This is a genomic window from Paenibacillus pinisoli (assembly GCF_003605435.1).
Classification (GTDB): Bacteria; Bacillota; Bacilli; order Paenibacillales; family Paenibacillaceae; genus Pristimantibacillus; species Pristimantibacillus pinisoli.
Map to the genome: position 1 here is coordinate 105,484 of NZ_QXQB01000001.1, position 17,088 is coordinate 122,571.

Sequence of the window (17,088 nt, forward strand, 5' to 3'; positions counted from 1 at the left end):
CTATAGGTCTCCAAAGTCAAAGTCGTTAAGTTCATCGAGACTCTCCTTCTCTTCTTCATTAAGCGGCTGCTGAAGCCGGGCTCCGGCTGATTCTGCGTCCACTCCCCACAGATCGCCCATCATCTCGGCAATGGCAGCCTTCTCTCTTGGCTCGAATGAGCCGAACGCTCTGCGTAAGAAGACTAACGACCGCTTGAACGGCTCTGCCTCCAGAGAAGCGATATATTCGTCCAGCTGACGCCACAGATAGCTTCTCGACAGCAGCGCGTAGCGGTTGCGCATGGATATGCCCTCGAACCAACCCGCTCCAATATCGGCCGGGATGCCGGGGGACAGCCTTCTGGCCACTTCCTTCGCGCATTCGTCTTCGCCGGCGGCATTCCGCTCCAGCAGAATCGAGAATGCATAGCCGGACAGCTTCGCATTGCGGTCATCCCGTTCTGCAAGCAATCTGAGCTGCTCAACCCATAGCGCCGCATCCAATTGCTCATAATGCTCCTGCGCGGCAGTATTCAGCAGATGGATAGCCTCAATCATGCCGGCAGCCGCGTCATCGTTGCAGCCAGCCGCCTCTTGAAGCATCAGCGAGCCGCGCAGGAAGAGCTGCTGCATAATCGGAACGAGCGGTTCTGTATCGACTCTGCGGATCGTGCCGTATTGCAGCATGACGGACAGCTCATGCACCGTCCCCGCAATTCCCTCGAAGCTTCCCGCATCAACGGCAAGCCGCTGCAGCGCGCTCGTCGCCTGCCCCATTACTTGAGGCAGCCCGCATTCGCATGAGCGGCGGATCAGCTTCGCCGCCTCCGCAATATCGGTGCATGCCAGTAATTCCTCGTGAAGAACGTACGCCGTAGCCAGCTCGACCGTCTCGCCCTTAAGCGTCGACTCTACGGTCTCGATCTCGGCCTCAGGCGACCATTGCAGCACCCAATGCTCCGCCCATGTCGCATCGCTTTGCCTTACGGTTTGCTTGCGCGCGAACCGAATGCCCAGAGCAGCCAGCCGGTGAAGAAGAACAGACCGATTCAGATCGAGATACGCGGACTCCTCTGACTTCACTCTTCGATTCTCGCGCAGGTCCAGCTCCAGATCCGCTGCCACGAGCGACTTGTATTTCTCCAGCTTCAGCCGCTTAAGCTCCCGGTTCAGGTCGTCCTGCACCGGTGTTTGGCTGACGCCTTCCGGCAGTCTGCCGATAGCGGTGCCTATATCCGTCCTTGCCAGCGCCTCGGCTACGACCGACAATTCGCCGTGACCGAACAGCACCGTCGCCGCGTCGCGCAGATCCCGCCACGTAGGGCGAACTCCGTCATGCATCGCTGCCAGCGCATCTGCCATTCGCACCGCTTCAATGACGGATGCGGTAGAGCGCCAAGTTCCCTCCTCGCGCATCCGTGCCGCGACTGAAGACAGATACAGCGCTGGCAGGGAAGCGAGCTCCCCGTCTTGCATGCATCGCCACATCAGCTCAAAGTATGCCGGCGCTTGGTTGCCGGCGCCATAACCGGAATGAGAAGACAATTTATAATAGGAATAAGGCATTAACGTCATCTTGGCAGAGACGCGCGGAAGCTTGGCAAGCTCTGCGTCGGTCATAGACGGCAGCGATAGCGCGAGCGCCGATGTATGATGCGCTCCGCTAAGCACTACAATTTTCTCTGGAAGATGACCTTGCATAATGGCCTCATGGATTTTGCGCCTCATATAGGATTCGCGTATCTCGTTATATGCCGATTCTTGCGGGGCGAGCCGAAGCTCATCATCCTCCGTCAGAGAGCGCATCTCGTTGGAATAATGCAAGATAGAGCGCCGGTAGACATCCGGCTCCAGATGATGCTCGAAGTGCCGCTCCCAATACGCTTCGTAATCCGGCTCGCCCGACAGCTCCGCAATCCGGTTATACAGGCCTCCACCCTGTAATTGCGGTTCCTCGCCGGACGGCGCTTCCGCTTGAGGGACGCGTCTCCTGTCGGCAAGCGCCAGCGATATGCTCGTCGGCAAGTCAATGAACTCCGCATGGCAATGATTCCGCCCTGCCCACTTCAGCGCCTGATATTCCGGCGAATAATCCGCGAACGGATAGAGCAGCGTGCGTACGGGAAGCTGGTCCGTATAAGCCAGCAATGCCACCGGAGGCACAACGCCCCGCGACGTCAGCTGAGCAGCCAGGTCGCCCGCGTCGCTAGGGCCCTCGATCAGAATGGCCGTCGGCTTTACGGCATTCAACAGGGCGAGCAGATGATAAGACCCTGCCGGTGAAAGATGCCGGATGCCGAAGTAATGCGGCTGACTCGCCTCGCTCACCCGTTCATCTCCGTACAAGCGCTGTACAGGCTTCGCCATGAGGACCCCCGTTTTTTCATAATATTGTCGAGATACTCCTTCCACACCTGCTGATCCTTCACATCGTCCTTCACAATGGCTCCCTGCAGGCCTGCCGCCACATCCTCATCGGTCAGCTCGCCGCTGCCGAAGCTGCCTGCCAGCGCCATGCTTCCCGTCAGCAGAGAGATTGCCTCCGCTGTGGAGATAACGCCGCTTGGCGACTTCACTTTCTCCTTGCCGTCCAGGGTTACGCCGCTGCGAAGCTCGCGGAAGATCGTCACGACTTTGCGGATGGCTTCCTCATCCGGCTGAGAAGCGCGCAGCTCGTAGCTTGCCGATATTTCGCCAACACGTCTGCGCACGATATCAATTTCCGTCTCAATGCTGGACGGCGCCGGCAGCACCAGGATATTGAAACGCCGCTTCAGGGCGGCAGACATCTCGTTCACGCCGCGGTCGCGGGTATTCGCCGTCGCAATGATGGAGAAGCCCCGTTCAGCAGACACTTCGCGGCCCAGCTCCGGAATCGAGATCGTCTTCTCCGATAGGATCGAGATTAGCGCATCCTGCACTTCGGAAGCGCAGCGGGAGATTTCCTCGAAACGGGCGATGCCTCCCCCTTCCATAGCGCGAAGAATCGGACTGCGGATGAGCGCCTGGTCGGATGGTCCTTGCGCCAGCAGGAGCGCATAGTTCCAGGAATAACGGACATGCTCCTCGCTTGTGCCGGCCGTTCCCTGCACCACCTTGGACGAATCGCCATGAATGGCAGCCGTCAGATTCTCCGACAGCCAGGACTTGGCTGTACCCGGCTCCCCGATCAAGAGCAGCGCTCTATCCGTCAGCAAAGTGGCAATCGCCATCTCAACCAGCCGCTTGTTGCCGATATACTTCGGTGTAATGACTGTCTCTCCCGCTTGGCCGCCAGTAATAAAGGTCAGCACAGCGCGGGGAGACAGCTGCCAGCCCGCCGGCTTCTCCGCGGCTTTATCCGCTTCGCGGAGCGCTTCCAGCTCATGTGCATACAGCTTCTCCGCAGACAATCTTAGGACATTTTGTTTTTGATCCATTCCCATACCCCGCTCCCTCTCTCGCTTGCCGCATCGTCGGGCGCAGCTTCCAGCGCTTCGACGAGCTCTATCATGTGTTGTTTCACTGATTCATAAGCCATACCTTCTGCAATGATGCGAAGCTCTGTAGCATAAGACTTCGGCAGCAAAGCGATCATCCGCTGCAATCGGATGTCCATATAATAGAACATGCGCTTTCCTTGGCTGCGCAGCAGCTCTAGCAGCAGCTCCGGCGCTTTCTTGTAATTGATTCTGAACAACGTTGTCAACACGTTAAGCGTCTGATGGTCATTAATTCTGGCGCGCTCCTCCAGCTTGGAAGTCAAATACGCAGGAATGCCCCGGTCCCCTTCTCGGGCGAAGCAGCATACCAGCTCCGTCATGCCCTGCTCGGCAAAGAGATGAACCCACCGCGAATCCCATGCGCCTTCAGGAACCGCATAGCCCCTCTCGCCATCCTCGTACAATTGGCTGTTCACCAAGGATTGCAAGGCGCTTTGCAAGCTCTTGGCAGAGGCGGAACGGCCCTTCACATCCTCGGCATAACGATCATATAGCTCGGTAAGCGACAAACGTCTGTATGCAGCGCGGAAGCTGTAGCCTATAAACTTGCGCTTGTACAAGGTGTGCAGCTCGATGCCGAATGCATCGGCCTCCTCGCTATTCAGCTCAAGCAGCAAATCTGCTGCCGTTTCTTGCACAGCCTCGGTATCGGCCACGATGAACGCTTCCGTGTGAAGCAGCCGCTTCACTAACGGGAGCGCCTCTGCCGCAAGCTGATGCCCGTGGCCTTCCAGGCATCGGATATAGGTGTACAGCTGTCCGATTGCCGTGACGCGCTCCTTCCCCGCAAGCTCCAGGCAGCGGCTTAGCTCTTGATCTGCCTCGATGATAATGCGTTTATGAAGCGCAAGCTCATCGCATGCCCTGATAGCGTCGATGACCTGCTCTCCGCCTTTCGACTTGGATGCTTCCAATAGGCGGCCGATCGCCTTTGGGGTACCCAAGCGGGCAAGGGCATAATAAGCGGCTTGGCGGACTTCTCTACGCTTCTCAGCGCTTTGCTCCAACAGAAAGTCCTCTTGGTCGGGATAGCCGCCAAGCAATTCAATCGCCGCTAATTTGAGCTCAAGCGAACCGGAGTCTCCCGCCTCCTTCACCAGTTCAAGCACCAAATCACCTTGAAGCTGGTAGAGCAGCTTCAGCCTTCTTGCATCCCCTTTGCCGCCCTGGAGATTCAGCCCCGTACGCAAAACGGGCACAGCCGCTTGGCCAATCTCAGGAATCATCTTATCCTGTACGAACTCAGGGATTTCGGCATACACATCGTCAAGCGCGCCGCAGATTGCCGGAATGACACGCAGATCGAGAAAGCTGCGCTCCTCATAGGACTGGCGCAGCTGCTCCAGCCGCCCTTGCCCCTTTGTCGTCAGGGCTGTCAGCATTGGATGCAGCCTCCGGTACGTCAATTCGGTGGACAGCTGAAGCCCCGCGCTCTCGATAGGCTGCGGATTGCCCTGCACATCCGTCTTGCCTTGCGTATGAAGAATCGCGCTGAGCAGCGTCGACAGCTCCAGAAGCTTCACGCTGCTAGCGGCGCGAGGCGCGGACAGCAAGCCTTCCGCCGCATCAGCAAGACGGCTGAATACAGGCGCGGCTTCGCCGATTTTTCTTAAAGACGGCACTAATTTCGATAATCGCAAGTCGCCTTCCGCCAGTGCGCTGCCGGCAACAAACAGGCGGCGAACCTCTTGCTGCAGGTTAAGCAACAATTCTATACTCATAGCTTCCCTCTCCTCTAGTACAGCAGCCGAACAACTCGGCGCTCCGTGATGATGCTCATGGGCTGGACTTCCAGACGTCCGGTATCGACATCATGCCGGAACATCACAAGCGCAGCCTGCCCCCGCAGGTCTTCAGCCGGCAGCAACGGCAAAATCTCTTCAAGACGCTGAGGAGCCTTTATAATGGTCGGAGACACAGGGAGGTATTTGCCTTGCGCATCGCGGAGAACATAACCCTCCTCCGTCTTCTCAATCGCCTCGAAGGCGACCAGCTTAACGGGGTTGCGGTCCGACAACGGATTTTTGATGCCATTCTTCACGGCTTTCACCACTTCTATGTATGAAGCAGCCGCAAGAGACTTCACCGCCCTATAATCCGCCTCAGCGGCATCGCGCTGCTTCGCCTTCTCCCAGCGCACTCTGGCATTGCCGTCGCCCGGGTAAACAAACAGCTCCTCAGCTTGCATGACACCGAGGAATGTATCTTCTTCCTTCATTGCTTTCGCCGCTCGGAAGGGGCGGAGATGCTTGGTGATATGTACGCTGCCGTCTTGCAGGTCCCCCCACCATCCGGCATCTACGTACTCGCCTCGTGCAGCATCGGTGTAGGACATGAACGATAATTGCAGCAGCTCCGTATCCCGCTTCACCCGGCCAAGCTCTCTAAGCTCGGCAAGCTGCCATGCGTGCCCCAGCAATTCCTCCAGCGCCGTCTCCGTATCCTGAGGCGAATCCGGCTCGGCCAGACGCTGCTCCAGGTAGCTTCTGCCCTTCCGCACAAGCACATGAAGGCGGATAAGCTGCTCCATTGCCCGAGTATATACCGCTTCGCGGTCCTCCTCGTCAGTGAGCAGCTGCACCAGGTCCTTCAGCTCCGCTTGCGCGCCAGGAATATAATAATTGCCCATTTGCTTCGCTTGATCCTGCAGCAAAGAAATCGTCTGCTTGTCGATGCCGCCAAGCCCGTTCTGAACGGTCTGCAGCACCAGCTTCTCCAATAGGCCTAAGCCTTCGATTTGAGCGTTTATCTTTTTGATCAGCGCAGATTTGTTCACCTTCCGCTTGGCTCGAGGAGCATCTCCACTGGCCTCAGCCGATTCGGCTTCCTTCTTCTTCTCCTCGCGTTTCTCCGCTTTCTCCCGCTTCTCGGCAATATCCGAAGGAACATCCGCTTGCTCGAATGGCTTCCCAAGAGCAAAAGCATACATCAAGCCCAGCGCATGCTTGCATGGGAATTGCCTGCTCGGACAGGAGCAGCGCGATACAGGACTATCCTGTTGAATGAAGTCGACTGAGCAGCGATACGGCTCTTTGCCGCTGCCTTTGCACTCTCCGAACAGGAGCGTGCGATCCTCGGTAATATGCAGCACCTGGAAACTGTTCTTTTTGACCAGATCCCGTCCATTCTTCATCGCTCCTGCATTAGGAGCCAAATGATCGATAAATGCTTCAGTTAGAAAATTCATGATCTACCTCGCTAATGATGATGGAATCGTAATACCTTCTACACGGGGAAGCCGATTTCCTTTTTACGGAACAGACTTGCAAATCCTCTGCCTCCTAGAAACGTATGCCGAATCTATTCCCGTCCATTCCTGCCAAAAATCTTTTTTATGCTAGGGAAACGCTCAACTCCGTACGAAAAAAGACTATACAGCTGCCGCCTGCAGGCAGCGCATGTATAGCCTTTCTCCCAACCCAAATATGACAGAATGCGGCTTCGCGCTTTACTTCATCATGCGCCGCAGCATGCGGTACAGCTTGACATGAAGATGCTTGATCCACGCTGCCAGTCCCCGCAGCAGAAGAACGGCTGCGATGGCCATTAGCGACCACAGCAGAAAGCTGCTTATCGTTAGGCTATCACTAGCAACGCTCCAAATGATCAGAACGGCATATGCCAATCCGATAAGACTGCAGCCTATCCAGAACCAACGTCTCACAGGATTCACATCCTCTCCCGGCAATCTGCTAAAGTATACCAGAATATCTGCCTGGCACTCTATTCCGATTTAGCTCGCGTAGGCTCCGATGCGTACAGCTGTCCGCAGCCAGCCTTAATTTCCGAGCCGAATTGCGTGCGCACCGTAACCTGAATGCCCTTCGACTTCAGCACCTGCACAAAGCGGCGGATACGCTCACGGTCGGATTGCAAGTAGTCCGGCGTTTCCTCCGTTGCATTATAAGGAATCAGGTTGACATGATACAGATGCTCCCAAGGCCCTCTTCCTCTTAGCCATGCCGCAACGGCTTCCGCATGCTCCGCCCCGTCGTTCAGCCCTCTTAACATGATGTAGGCAATATATACTTTTCGGCCCGTTGTCTGAATATGAGCGTCCAATTCCAGCATCACATCGCGAATCGGGAACCGGTCATTGATCGGCATAAGCTCGCTTCGCTGATCGTCAAACGGCGAGTGGAGCGAATAAGTCAGATTGATTTGCGGGAATTCCCGCCTTAACCGCTGTATGCCCGGCAGGAGCCCTATGGTCGATACCGTTATTCTGCGCTGGCCCAGTCCGAACAGTCCAGGATCGGTCATGACCTTGAGCGCATGGAAGAGATGGGGATTGGCAAGCGCTTCTCCCATTCCCATGAAGGACACGCTGTCCAGCGAATAGCCATCTAAGTGAAAATGCAGCAGCTGATCGGTTATCTCATCCACTGTGAGATGGCGCTTCAGCCCCATCGTCCCGGTGGAGCAGAACCGGCAGCCAAATCCGCAGCCGCACTGAGAGGAAATGCAATAGGAATCCCATCCTTCTTTGTAGCTTAATCTGACGGCTTCCACCCGTTCATTGCCCGCAATAGCGAATAAGATTTTGCTTGCCTGCTCCGACCGCTGCTTCACGACCGGCGTTACCGCTGACACCCGGTTGCCCAGCTGTTCAACCAAGGCACGCCGCAGGGCCTGAGGCAGCATCTGCATATGCTCATAATCGCCGATCCTTTGTTTGAAAATCGCTTCCGCAATTTGCTTATATCGATATCCTGGCTGCTTCAAGCTTTGCAGGATGTGTTGAATCATTTCGTATTTGGATGTTGGCTTCATTGTTATCTCCCTCCAGCCCGGAGACAACGCAAAAAAAGCACCAGCGAACCGGTGCTTTTCTGCATCTTGCGTTAACCAACTATACGTCGAAGAACACTTTGCCTATGACAAAGAGAGCTAATTACGACGTTCTATAGGAGGATAAAGCTCCGGTAGCTGTTTGTTTGTATTTGTGAACCATGCCGGCATTCTCTTTCATTGACAGGTTCACTAATACATCTCCGATAACTAACAGCCACATTGCTTTTCCTCCTTTCAATTCATAAGAATACGTACAACAATAAATTACCAGATTACGAGACGGCAGTCAAATCCAATTGAATCAATTGAATATATATTGATTGACCAATCACAATTGTTCCAAAAAAAGATCCTCTGCGGATTGTCCTCAGCTTATGAGGATTGCAACGCTATGATCGTTGCTGCAATGCCTTGCTCGAAAGAGGTCTTACGGATCGGACCGATCTGCCGCTCATACTTCTCCCCGTCCAATATGACCGGTTCTTCAGTCAAATAGAGCATTTCCACGATTTCTTTCATAACCGGCATACCCATGCCAAGCAGGGACAGTCCTATTCGCCCTAGCGGAATTACGGCTTTGGATGACCCGCTCGCCTGCCGTGCCAGCCGCACAATGTCGCGGCCCGATATAAGCCCCGCACCAGGAATATTCCAGTTCTGTCCGTAGGCATGATCGTGCTTGGCAAGCTCTACGATCATTGCCGCTGCATCCGGCAGGTAGACATATTCGCGAGGAATGCGCATATTGCCGATAAAAAAGGCCATCTTGCCCGCTGCAATCGCCTCTAAAGTTGAACCCAGATAGGATGCCGCATTGGCCGTCGGCCCGTAATAGTCCGGCAGGCGCGCAATGATAACATTCGAGATCGACCATCTGCGCTTGTCGAACAGCATATGCTCGAATTGCAATCGGGTTTTTCCTTTTCTGGTATGCGGCTGCTTCGGATGATTCTCATCAATCCGCTCCGCTTGTGTGCGGCCATACGGGTAGATGCCGTCAATTGCAACGACGTTAATGCCCAGCCGATTCGCCGCTTCCATTATGGCTTCTCCGAGCGGAATCAGCTTGCTCTCCATCTCATGGTACGGAACGTTCGCGCAATGAAACAGCACATCAGCATCCCCGGCAGCGGCGATGATATCTTCCGGTGTTAACGCGTTTCCCTCGGCGAAGGTCAGATGCGCATAATCGCCTATTCGCTCTGACAATTCCTCCAGCTTCTTGCGCGAACGCCCGAACGCAATCGTCGGCACGCCCTGCTTCGCAAGCTCTTCTGTTATGGCCGCGCCAGTCCCTCCTGTTGCTCCAACTACAATGGCTTTCTTCATCTCGATCAGCTCCTATTATATGATTAATTTGATTGTTCTTATCATATGATGAATTTTGTGATTGGTCAATCACTAATTAATTGGTTGATTAATAAAGGGATGATCTGCAACAATGATCATTACAAAAAAAAAGCGGCAGTTCCGAACGTTATTTCGTCCAGAGCTGTCGCTGTGTATCCACTCCCATTATTTTAAAAAGGGCTCATGCCTGCTGTATTAAGCTTCTCCCCTTCTGTCGAAATTCCCATCCGGGCAGCAATGATACGGTATAAGCCAACCCGTCGGGCGATGCGCCGGTCTGACTCATCCAGGTTGCCTTCAAGATTCCCGTTAATGATCATAATGGTAATCCCGAAGCCCGGCTGCGATAATCCTTTTGCCCGATCCGTATCCGATGGCGTCCAGCTGCCTGCCATTACATCATGGGCGGAGGGCTTCGGAGGCTGTGGCGTCATCCAGAACAGGAGAGCCGTCATAAAGGCTAGTTTGCCGTCTTGAACAATCATTTCTGGCTCCTGAAGAAGCTTGTCTTTGGTGCCGTATATAATTGCGCTAATTAACCCGTAATTGTAATTCCAGCTAAGCTGAATCGGCCCGCGGCCATGATAGGATTTGCCAGGCGCAGGCGGAAAGCTGTCATTCTCCTCTACATAATGAATGCCGGTGGTATTAATGCATGAGATCTCTTCATTCCAATACAAGCCCCATGCAAGCGGAAATCCCGGGGACGCAGGCGTGCCCCCGCCCGTCTCATGCGCGATATTGGCAAGAAAAGCTGCCAGCTCGCGCTTTCGATTCAAATCCGTCCCTTCTTTGATAAAGGAACCAAAGTCGACGGTTTGCGATATGATCAGAGCCGCTTCACTCTCAGCGGAGTCAAAAGCGGCATTTTGGTAGATGAGCGTCTCTGTTTTTGTTGCTTTATCTAATCGAAATACACGGTTGTTATCCGGATGTGCTTCTCTATACTCCACCTTGTATTTGAGATTAGCGACCTCCGTGATAGCCGCAACCAAATTGTCATACGAGTAATAATCCGTTTCATCCCCGCGATAATGCGGCTTGCCAGCAGAATATTCATGCCATGCCTGCGTCCCGATCCGGTAAGGGAACAGCCCTTCATATTCTTCTTGCGGCAGCGCGTTCTGCAAGGCGGCAATCGCATTCGCAGGCGAATACTGCGGATCTGTTTCCCCCCATAAAGCTGTGACTTCGCTAACGGTTAGAACGCGGCTTTGGCCAACCTGCAATTTATCTAAAGCATTGAATTCCATGTCCATTCCCCCCGTATTCTACACAAGTTGAGTTCTTTATTGATGCTTGCAAACAAAATTACGGTTCCAATTATAGTCAATGCTAAAAGTATTTTCTATATGAATAATCAACGATAATTGATAGTAAGCCCCCCTATTTTCGCCACCAAGCACCCGATATAAATAACAAAGTTGGCCTGATGCCATAGCAACCATCATGTAGACAGCCATACAAAAAGGAGCCCCAAGAAGAGGCTCCCTCGTACTAAATGGTCTTTACTTGTATAATACTTTGTCTACGTTGTATTTGGCCTTGAACTCATTGATAATATAAGTTTCATAGATTTCACGGTCAACTGGGTCTTCAACTACGCAAACCTCAATTTTAACCACTTCGTCCCTGTGATTTTTCATCACCGATACGGTGTCTTCAAAGTGCTTTTTGATGCGTGGTCTTAGCTTGCGTGCCTTGCCGACGAACAGAAGCTCGTCCTGGTCGTTGTAGAACATGAAGATCCCGCCCGTTTCCCGCGTAATCAGGTGGAAATCCGTAAAGCCGTAAATATGGCTTAGCTTAGGCTCTGCCTGCTTGTATATGGTGACATCTGGCGTTGGAATCGTGATTTGTATCATTTGCATTAGCTCCTCTTTTTTCCGAACATTGATTAACCGTTTTATTATACCTGCTTTTGATTGAGAAGTCTTGTATGATTTGCATGTACAATCAACTGGATTATCGCTTATCAATTTCCACCCCATATTTATCAAAGATAGCTTCATATTTCTTCTCAAATATAGCCCAACGTTTCTCCGCTCCATGCTTTTCCCGCAGCGCATACCAATATTGCTTGGCCGCTGCAACATCGTTGGATTGCAGGAGCAAGTGAAAGTTTTCTTCCCCCAGATGCAAGTACGGACCGGCGGTGTAATAATCGACAATCGATCTGGCGCTCGTCATCGTATCATAAAATTGGTTGACCTCCTCCAAAGCGCTGAGCAGCGTCGTCCTCAACTCATCTAAATCCGTGTCTGACGCTATTGTAAAACGATCTGGAGCAAGCCCCGCAAGTTCTCCAATTCTAGCCCTGAAGTGGCACTCCGCTTCGTGGGGTGCTTTTACAATTTCTTTCGATTGAATCTGTGCCAATTCCGCTGAATAGATCCCGCAATTAATGTAAAACATCACGTTATCCGCGGAGTTGCCGGAGGATTTTTGGAAATTAATCATATAAATGAGGCCATCAATTCCCTTGTAGAAATTCAAGCTTTTTTTGGAGAACCCGCGCGCCGACAGGAACGGCTTTAAGTCTTGCTTGATCAATTCATTAAAGAGCTGCTGCAATATGGCTCCCTCCTTTTTCCTTCTGTGAATTTACATGCGTCTGCAACTTCAAGAATGAATCTATTGTCAAGACTCCTTCATCCATGCCTCGTAATATTCATTTATCGTTGGATAGCGCTCGCTCTTGTCTTCATTCACCGCTTTAAGCGCTATAGCGTAGTGCCTCTCCGTGCCCTTCCATTGTTCGAACGAACGGTCCAGACCGCCTCCGAATAACTGAAACGCAGTTGCCCCCATAACGAATACATTGGACCGTTCATCAATCTCTGCGCCTAACTGAAATTCTTCAGGCGACATATAACGGGTTGAGCCCCACATTCGGCCCATTGTATTGATGACGGGCTTCTTTTGATAAAATTCAACATCGCAAATCATCGTCTGCTTTGTTCTGAAGTCATACATAATGCACCCATCATAAAAGTCGATGGCAATATAACCGCGTTCGTTCGCATGTATGTGAAACAATAGGATGTCATTATAAATAGACAGCTTTTCTTCTAGCGGCAGAGCAATAAATTTATGAAAGGATTGATATTGCTTGCCCATACATTCGCCCTCAAACCAATCAAAAACCGCCAAATACCCCTCTTTGATCTCCTTATGCTCCACCATTCCGATAAGCCTGGGGTGACACAGCTCTTCATACACCGCTATCGTGGATTGAAGTCGGCTTATTGTTTCATCTCCGTTTGTACTGCTCTCGGTCGTAGCTGCGCCAGCTATTTTCAAAAAAAGCTTTTTGTATGGATTCTGAACCCCAAAACATAGATTGCCGGAATCCTGTTTATCGAATACCGCAAATACCTGCCCATATTCGGCTATAAATTCAAAATCAAAATCTTCTTTCAAATCAAATGACAAGCCGTCAATGACCTTTGTTATCATTACTTCCTCCTTCAAAGTTGCTGCTTCTTGTATTATTGTCCGGTTGTTGACACTATTCGCCTCAGCATCTATTTTCTCCTTCAAACATGACTGACTCTGTTTATCTCTGCACTCCGCAAAAAAAGGCCAAGACGCCAGCGTCTCAGCCCTTTCCTTCCTTACAGCTCCACAATCTTAGTCGCAATATGGCTTACGAACTCCCGGTCATGCTCGACGAACAGGATGGTCGGCTCATATTCCAGAAGCAGCTCTTCGATCTGCATGCGCGAGATAACGTCGATGAAGTTCAGGGGCTCATCCCATATATGCAGATGCGCTTCTTCGCAGAGGCTTTTGGCGATCAGCACCTTCTTCTTCTGTCCGCCGCTGTAGGCAGATATATCCTTCTCGAATTGCAGTCTGGAGAAATCTAGCTTTCTTAGAATAGCCTTGAACAAGCTTTCGTCAATGCCATTATCCCTGGCATAGTCGGTCAGATTGCCCTCCAGATGCGACGTATCCTGCGAGACATACGAAATTTTCAGCCCGCTACCTACCCGGAATGTGCCTGTATGGCTGATCCGCTCGCCAAGCAGCAGCTTGATCAGACTGGATTTGCCGGAGCCATTCTTGCCGGATAAAGCAATTCGCTCGCCTTTTCCAATAGTGAAGCTGATATCCTCGCAGACAGTACGGTCGCCGTACTGAATCGACACATGGTCGAATTCGGCCAGCTGTTCCTTATGGTAGTTCAGCTGCGCGATCTTCAGGCTTTCGGAGCTTTCAATGTTTTTCAAAAGCTTCGACTTGTCCTCAATCGCCGATTGCTGTCTCTGCTCCATCGATTTGGAGCGCTTCATCATTTTGGCCGCTTTATGCCCGACGTAGCCTTTGTCTAACTTGGACCCGGAATTCCGGGTGCCGTTTTTCGATTTTTCCACTTCATCCGACCAGTTGCCCGTTCGCTTGGACGCTCCGCTCAGCCGCTTGATGTCCTTCTTCAGCTTGTCGTTTTCGGCCAGCTCATAGTTGTCCTGCCGCTGCTTATTCTCCCACCAGTCGGAGAAATTGCCCTTCTGAATCTCTATGTTCGTCCGGTTGATGGACAAAATATGGTCCACGCAGTTATCCAGAAACGCGCGATCATGCGAGATCAATATAAATCCGCGCTTGGACTTCAAATAATCGCTGACGAGCTGCCTTGCGCCCATGTCCAGATGGTTCGTCGGCTCATCGATCAGCAGGAAGCTGTTCTCCTTCAGGAATAACGCCGCCAGAAGCACCTTCGTCTGCTCGCCGTTCGACAAGGAAGAGAATGGACGATACAGCACGTCTTCCGTTACATCGAGCAGGTTCAGCTCGCGCGCCAGCTTCCAATATTCATATTCAGGATAGATCTCATCGACGATGTCGATCGCCATCTTCTCCCGGTTCCGGGCGTGGAATGGAAAATAATCAAAGCTTACCTTGGCCGAGATTGTGCCGCTGTATTCGTATTTTCCCAGCAGCAGGTTCAGGAATGTCGTCTTGCCGCGCCCGTTCCGGCCTGTGAAGCCGAGCTTCCAATCGGTGTCGAGCTGGAAGCTGACCCCTTCGAATATATTGTCGTAGCTGCCATCGTAGGCAAACGTCAGGTTCGTTACTTGAATTAATGACATATAGGATACCCTCCCTGTACAAAAAAATAAGAGCCGCAAGAAAGACGCTCTCTCGCAGCTCAAATATAGCCATACAGCCCTATCCGACGGCCCATAGCCGACAAGGAATAGAGGTATCCCGTTTGAGTGAAGAGGATGCGGTCTTTCTTGCATACAAAAAATAAAACAAGCGATGTTGTCCATTAGATCCATCTTGTTTTATTGTCTCGTATCGTGCGCAAGAAATCCTACATCGATCCTCTTCACTCCAATCCTTAAATTACAGCCATAGTAACACATCTTTACCCTTGATTCAACTGTCTGACGGCCTGAGCTTGCTTCGCAGGCCCTCTGCTCCGCCACTTGACCTTGTACATGACCAACCCGGCGATAAGCAATACAGCGCCTATCCCTTTCTGCGGGGTTAATGGCACCTGCTGCAAGCCAAACCAGCCAAGCGAATCCCACCAAAGCGCACAGAGCAATTGGGATGCCATCACAATTGCGATCGCATAGCTCGCGCCAAGCTGCTTGACGCCGTTCACGACACAAGTGACAACGCCAATTCCAAGCAGACCGCTGAACCAGTACCATGCCGGAATCGAGCCTACATCGAAAAAGCTTCGTCCTTCCATAAGCACGCCCATTCCGAATGAAGCGAGGAGGCCCATCCCGAGCACCAGCGCAGATGTGGTCTGCGAGCTGACAGCCTCGCTGACTTTGTTATTGAAGAGCGTCTGTACGCTGATCAGACAGCCCGCTGCCAACGCCATTAGAATTCCCCATATCATGGCTCTTCTCTCCTATCCTCAATTTCATATATATTCCGCCCCGCCACACGGCTTAAGCCTTGGCGGTCCATAACGATCAGTTCCCCTTTTTCCCGCTTCACCAATCCACCCGTAATAAAATTAAGCAAAACCCGGTTCATATGCCGATAGCTCGTTCCAAGCAGGCTCGCGGTATCCTTCATCGTCGATATGGCAACGCCATCGGCACTCCCGGCTTGCTCATCCGATGTTACCGACAGCAAATAACTGGCGAGCCTGACCTCGACCGGATGAAGCAGATTAAAGCTGAGCGACAGAGATTTGGAATAAAACTTTTCCGTCACCCGCTCAAGCAGGAACCGAATAAATCGCGCTTCTCCATCCAGTTCTCCAAGCACTCGTTTATGAAAGCCGATTGTCTCCACTTCCGTCACTGCTGTCACGGTATTCAAATTATCCCAGCCTCGAACGCCTTCTATCTCGCCTATAAGCCCCGGAGGCTTCATAAAAGCGACCAATAAGGTGTTTCCTTCGAATGAGGTCGTATAGACTTTAACTTTGCCTTCAACAATCAAATGAATATACTGTGGCTTTTCCCCTTGTCTGCATAGCTCCTCGTCCGGCTCTAAGCGGAACAGCTGAAGATGTTTCTTTAGCCCTTCAGGCCATACATCGGCAAGCTGATACTGCCGCAGATAGGCTTCGATTCGTTCTTCGTTATGGCTTGACTTCATCGCTCACCATTCCTTCAGCTTCATATCCGGCGCCTGTCTTATAAGGTTAGACATAGGATGCCAATAACCATCAATCCTAAGCCAGCCCATTGCGATCCCCGCAACGGAACCACTGCAGCCGGTCCGAACCAGCCTACCTTCTCCATCACCAAGGTTGCCACCATCTGGGCAATTAACAACGATGCGACAGTCAGTGCCGCGCCATTCTGATGGTAGGCAGTAATATTGCTGAACAAGATAAACGCAGCAAACGCCCCGCCGAAGAGGAAGACCGGCTTGACCTCCTTCAAGCTGCGCCACGATTGATCACGAAGCAGCAGCACGATCAGCAAAGCGGCTATAAATCCTGTTCCTTGCGTAAGCGTTGCTGCTTGCCATGTCCCAATCCGCTCCCCAATCGCCGCGTTAGCCGTGCCCTGCAAGGTCAGGAATGCTCCGCCCAGCACCGCATAGATTACGCCTTTCATATTCCGTTATCCCCCTTCAATCTTCCTACCTCTTATTTAACGATAAGGAGACAATTGCAGGAAAGGACATATGTCCTCAGCATAGCGGATAATTAAAGACTTTATCTATTCTAACTTTACTAACCCCAGGTTTTCGAAAATAAAAAAGCCCGCGGCTAATCGCCGGGGCTGGCAGCATCATGCTGCGTGGCTTGCTGTCTGACACGAAACTACGCGTCTTTGTTTCTCGCTGTTTGCAGAGCGCTCTCATTGTGGTGCAGTTCCTTCAGCATGGATTGATAGACATTGCTTTCATTCACGCTGAGCCCTTTCCGGTTGTCCTTCAGAATCATTCGGTAAATGTTGCGTTTCAACAGTTCGCTTCTCCGGCCCAACAGTTCTTTGTTTGTCATGTCTATTCACCATCCTATACATTTCCTATCTATTATATCGGAGAT

The 17,088-nt window shown here is 52.0% G+C and carries 16 protein-coding genes; all 16 read right to left on the reverse strand.

What is annotated here, in order from left to right; genetic code table 11:
• The gene (locus D3P09_RS00555) at positions 1–2,346 is read right to left on the reverse strand and encodes a DUF5682 family protein (RefSeq protein ID WP_120106173.1); all 2,346 of its coding nucleotides are present in this window, start codon (positions 2,344–2,346) and stop codon (positions 1–3) included.
• Positions 2,304–3,398 carry an AAA family ATPase gene (locus D3P09_RS00560; RefSeq protein ID WP_120108419.1) on the reverse strand — a complete coding sequence of 365 codons (1,095 nt, stop codon included), beginning with the start codon at positions 3,396–3,398 and terminating at the stop codon, positions 2,304–2,306. Before D3P09_RS00560 ends, D3P09_RS00555 begins: the two co-directional genes overlap by 43 nt.
• The gene (locus tag D3P09_RS00565) at positions 3,374–5,182 is read right to left on the reverse strand and encodes a HEAT repeat domain-containing protein (protein WP_120106176.1); all 1,809 of its coding nucleotides are present in this window, start codon (positions 5,180–5,182) and stop codon (positions 3,374–3,376) included. The genes D3P09_RS00560 and D3P09_RS00565 overlap by 25 nt, the downstream gene beginning before the upstream one ends.
• Positions 5,183–5,196: 14 nt before the next feature.
• On the reverse strand, positions 5,197–6,648 hold the full coding sequence (locus D3P09_RS00570; RefSeq protein WP_120106179.1) for an SWIM zinc finger family protein: 1,452 nt from the start codon (positions 6,646–6,648) through the stop codon (positions 5,197–5,199).
• A 261-nt stretch (positions 6,649–6,909) separates the two neighbouring features.
• On the reverse strand, positions 6,910–7,125 hold the full coding sequence (locus D3P09_RS00575; RefSeq protein WP_120106182.1) for a hypothetical protein: 216 nt from the start codon (positions 7,123–7,125) through the stop codon (positions 6,910–6,912).
• Positions 7,126–7,184: 59 nt separating this feature from the next.
• A complete protein-coding gene (locus tag D3P09_RS00580; protein ID WP_120106184.1) occupies positions 7,185–8,234 on the reverse strand; it encodes a Cfr family 23S rRNA (adenine(2503)-C(8))-methyltransferase in 1,050 nt (349 codons plus the stop codon).
• A 393-nt stretch (positions 8,235–8,627) separates the two neighbouring features.
• On the reverse strand, positions 8,628–9,584 hold the full coding sequence (locus tag D3P09_RS00585; RefSeq protein WP_207892430.1) for an SDR family NAD(P)-dependent oxidoreductase: 957 nt from the start codon (positions 9,582–9,584) through the stop codon (positions 8,628–8,630).
• Between the two features lie 191 nt (positions 9,585–9,775).
• Complete coding sequence (locus tag D3P09_RS00590) at positions 9,776–10,858, reverse strand: chitinase (RefSeq protein WP_243643858.1); 1,083 nt, start codon at positions 10,856–10,858, stop codon at positions 9,776–9,778.
• 255 nt (positions 10,859–11,113) lie between these two features.
• Positions 11,114–11,470, reverse strand: coding sequence for a nucleotide excision repair endonuclease (locus tag D3P09_RS00595; RefSeq protein ID WP_120106193.1), 357 nt, complete (start codon positions 11,468–11,470; stop codon positions 11,114–11,116).
• A 100-nt stretch (positions 11,471–11,570) separates the two neighbouring features.
• The gene (locus D3P09_RS00600; protein ID WP_341538273.1) at positions 11,571–12,158 is read right to left on the reverse strand and encodes a DUF4304 domain-containing protein; all 588 of its coding nucleotides are present in this window, start codon (positions 12,156–12,158) and stop codon (positions 11,571–11,573) included.
• Between the two features lie 87 nt (positions 12,159–12,245).
• A complete protein-coding gene (locus tag D3P09_RS00605) occupies positions 12,246–13,148 on the reverse strand; it encodes a protein kinase family protein (RefSeq protein ID WP_243643859.1) in 903 nt (300 codons plus the stop codon).
• Between the two features lie 74 nt (positions 13,149–13,222).
• A complete protein-coding gene (locus D3P09_RS00610; RefSeq protein ID WP_120106198.1) occupies positions 13,223–14,701 on the reverse strand; it encodes an Lsa family ABC-F type ribosomal protection protein in 1,479 nt (492 codons plus the stop codon).
• 281 nt (positions 14,702–14,982) lie between these two features.
• A complete protein-coding gene (locus D3P09_RS00615; protein ID WP_120106201.1) occupies positions 14,983–15,471 on the reverse strand; it encodes a DMT family transporter in 489 nt (162 codons plus the stop codon).
• Positions 15,468–16,184 (reverse strand): Crp/Fnr family transcriptional regulator, encoded by a 717-nt coding sequence (locus D3P09_RS00620; RefSeq protein ID WP_120106204.1) that lies wholly within the window; start codon positions 16,182–16,184, stop codon positions 15,468–15,470. The genes D3P09_RS00615 and D3P09_RS00620 overlap by 4 nt, the downstream gene beginning before the upstream one ends.
• Before the next feature lie 38 nt (positions 16,185–16,222).
• Positions 16,223–16,651, reverse strand: coding sequence for a DMT family transporter (locus tag D3P09_RS00625; protein ID WP_120106207.1), 429 nt, complete (start codon positions 16,649–16,651; stop codon positions 16,223–16,225).
• A 209-nt stretch (positions 16,652–16,860) separates the two neighbouring features.
• Entirely contained in the window at positions 16,861–17,043 is a 183-nt protein-coding gene (locus tag D3P09_RS00630; RefSeq protein WP_120106210.1) for a hypothetical protein, read from the reverse strand.
• Between the last annotated feature and the right edge of the window lie 45 nt (positions 17,044–17,088).

Bases quoted from the DNA above. Each gene is read 5' to 3' on its own strand.
- D3P09_RS00555 (WP_120106173.1), bottom strand. From the start codon at position 2,346: ATGGCGAAGCCTGTACAGCGCTTGTACGGAGATGAACGGGTGAGCGAG.
- D3P09_RS00560 (WP_120108419.1), bottom strand. From the start codon at position 3,398: ATGGATCAAAAACAAAATGTCCTAAGATTGTCTGCGGAGAAGCTGTAT.
- D3P09_RS00565 (WP_120106176.1), bottom strand. From the start codon at position 5,182: ATGAGTATAGAATTGTTGCTTAACCTGCAGCAAGAGGTTCGCCGCCTG.
- D3P09_RS00570 (WP_120106179.1), bottom strand. From the start codon at position 6,648: ATGAATTTTCTAACTGAAGCATTTATCGATCATTTGGCTCCTAATGCA.
- D3P09_RS00580 (WP_120106184.1), bottom strand. From the start codon at position 8,234: ATGAAGCCAACATCCAAATACGAAATGATTCAACACATCCTGCAAAGC.
- D3P09_RS00585 (WP_207892430.1), bottom strand. From the start codon at position 9,584: ATGAAGAAAGCCATTGTAGTTGGAGCAACAGGAGGGACTGGCGCGGCC.
- D3P09_RS00590 (WP_243643858.1), bottom strand. From the start codon at position 10,858: ATGGAATTCAATGCTTTAGATAAATTGCAGGTTGGCCAAAGCCGCGTT.
- D3P09_RS00595 (WP_120106193.1), bottom strand. From the start codon at position 11,470: ATGATACAAATCACGATTCCAACGCCAGATGTCACCATATACAAGCAG.
- D3P09_RS00610 (WP_120106198.1), bottom strand. From the start codon at position 14,701: ATGTCATTAATTCAAGTAACGAACCTGACGTTTGCCTACGATGGCAGC.
- D3P09_RS00615 (WP_120106201.1), bottom strand. From the start codon at position 15,471: ATGATATGGGGAATTCTAATGGCGTTGGCAGCGGGCTGTCTGATCAGC.
- D3P09_RS00620 (WP_120106204.1), bottom strand. From the start codon at position 16,184: ATGAAGTCAAGCCATAACGAAGAACGAATCGAAGCCTATCTGCGGCAG.
- D3P09_RS00625 (WP_120106207.1), bottom strand. From the start codon at position 16,651: ATGAAAGGCGTAATCTATGCGGTGCTGGGCGGAGCATTCCTGACCTTG.
- D3P09_RS00630 (WP_120106210.1), bottom strand. From the start codon at position 17,043: ATGACAAACAAAGAACTGTTGGGCCGGAGAAGCGAACTGTTGAAACGC.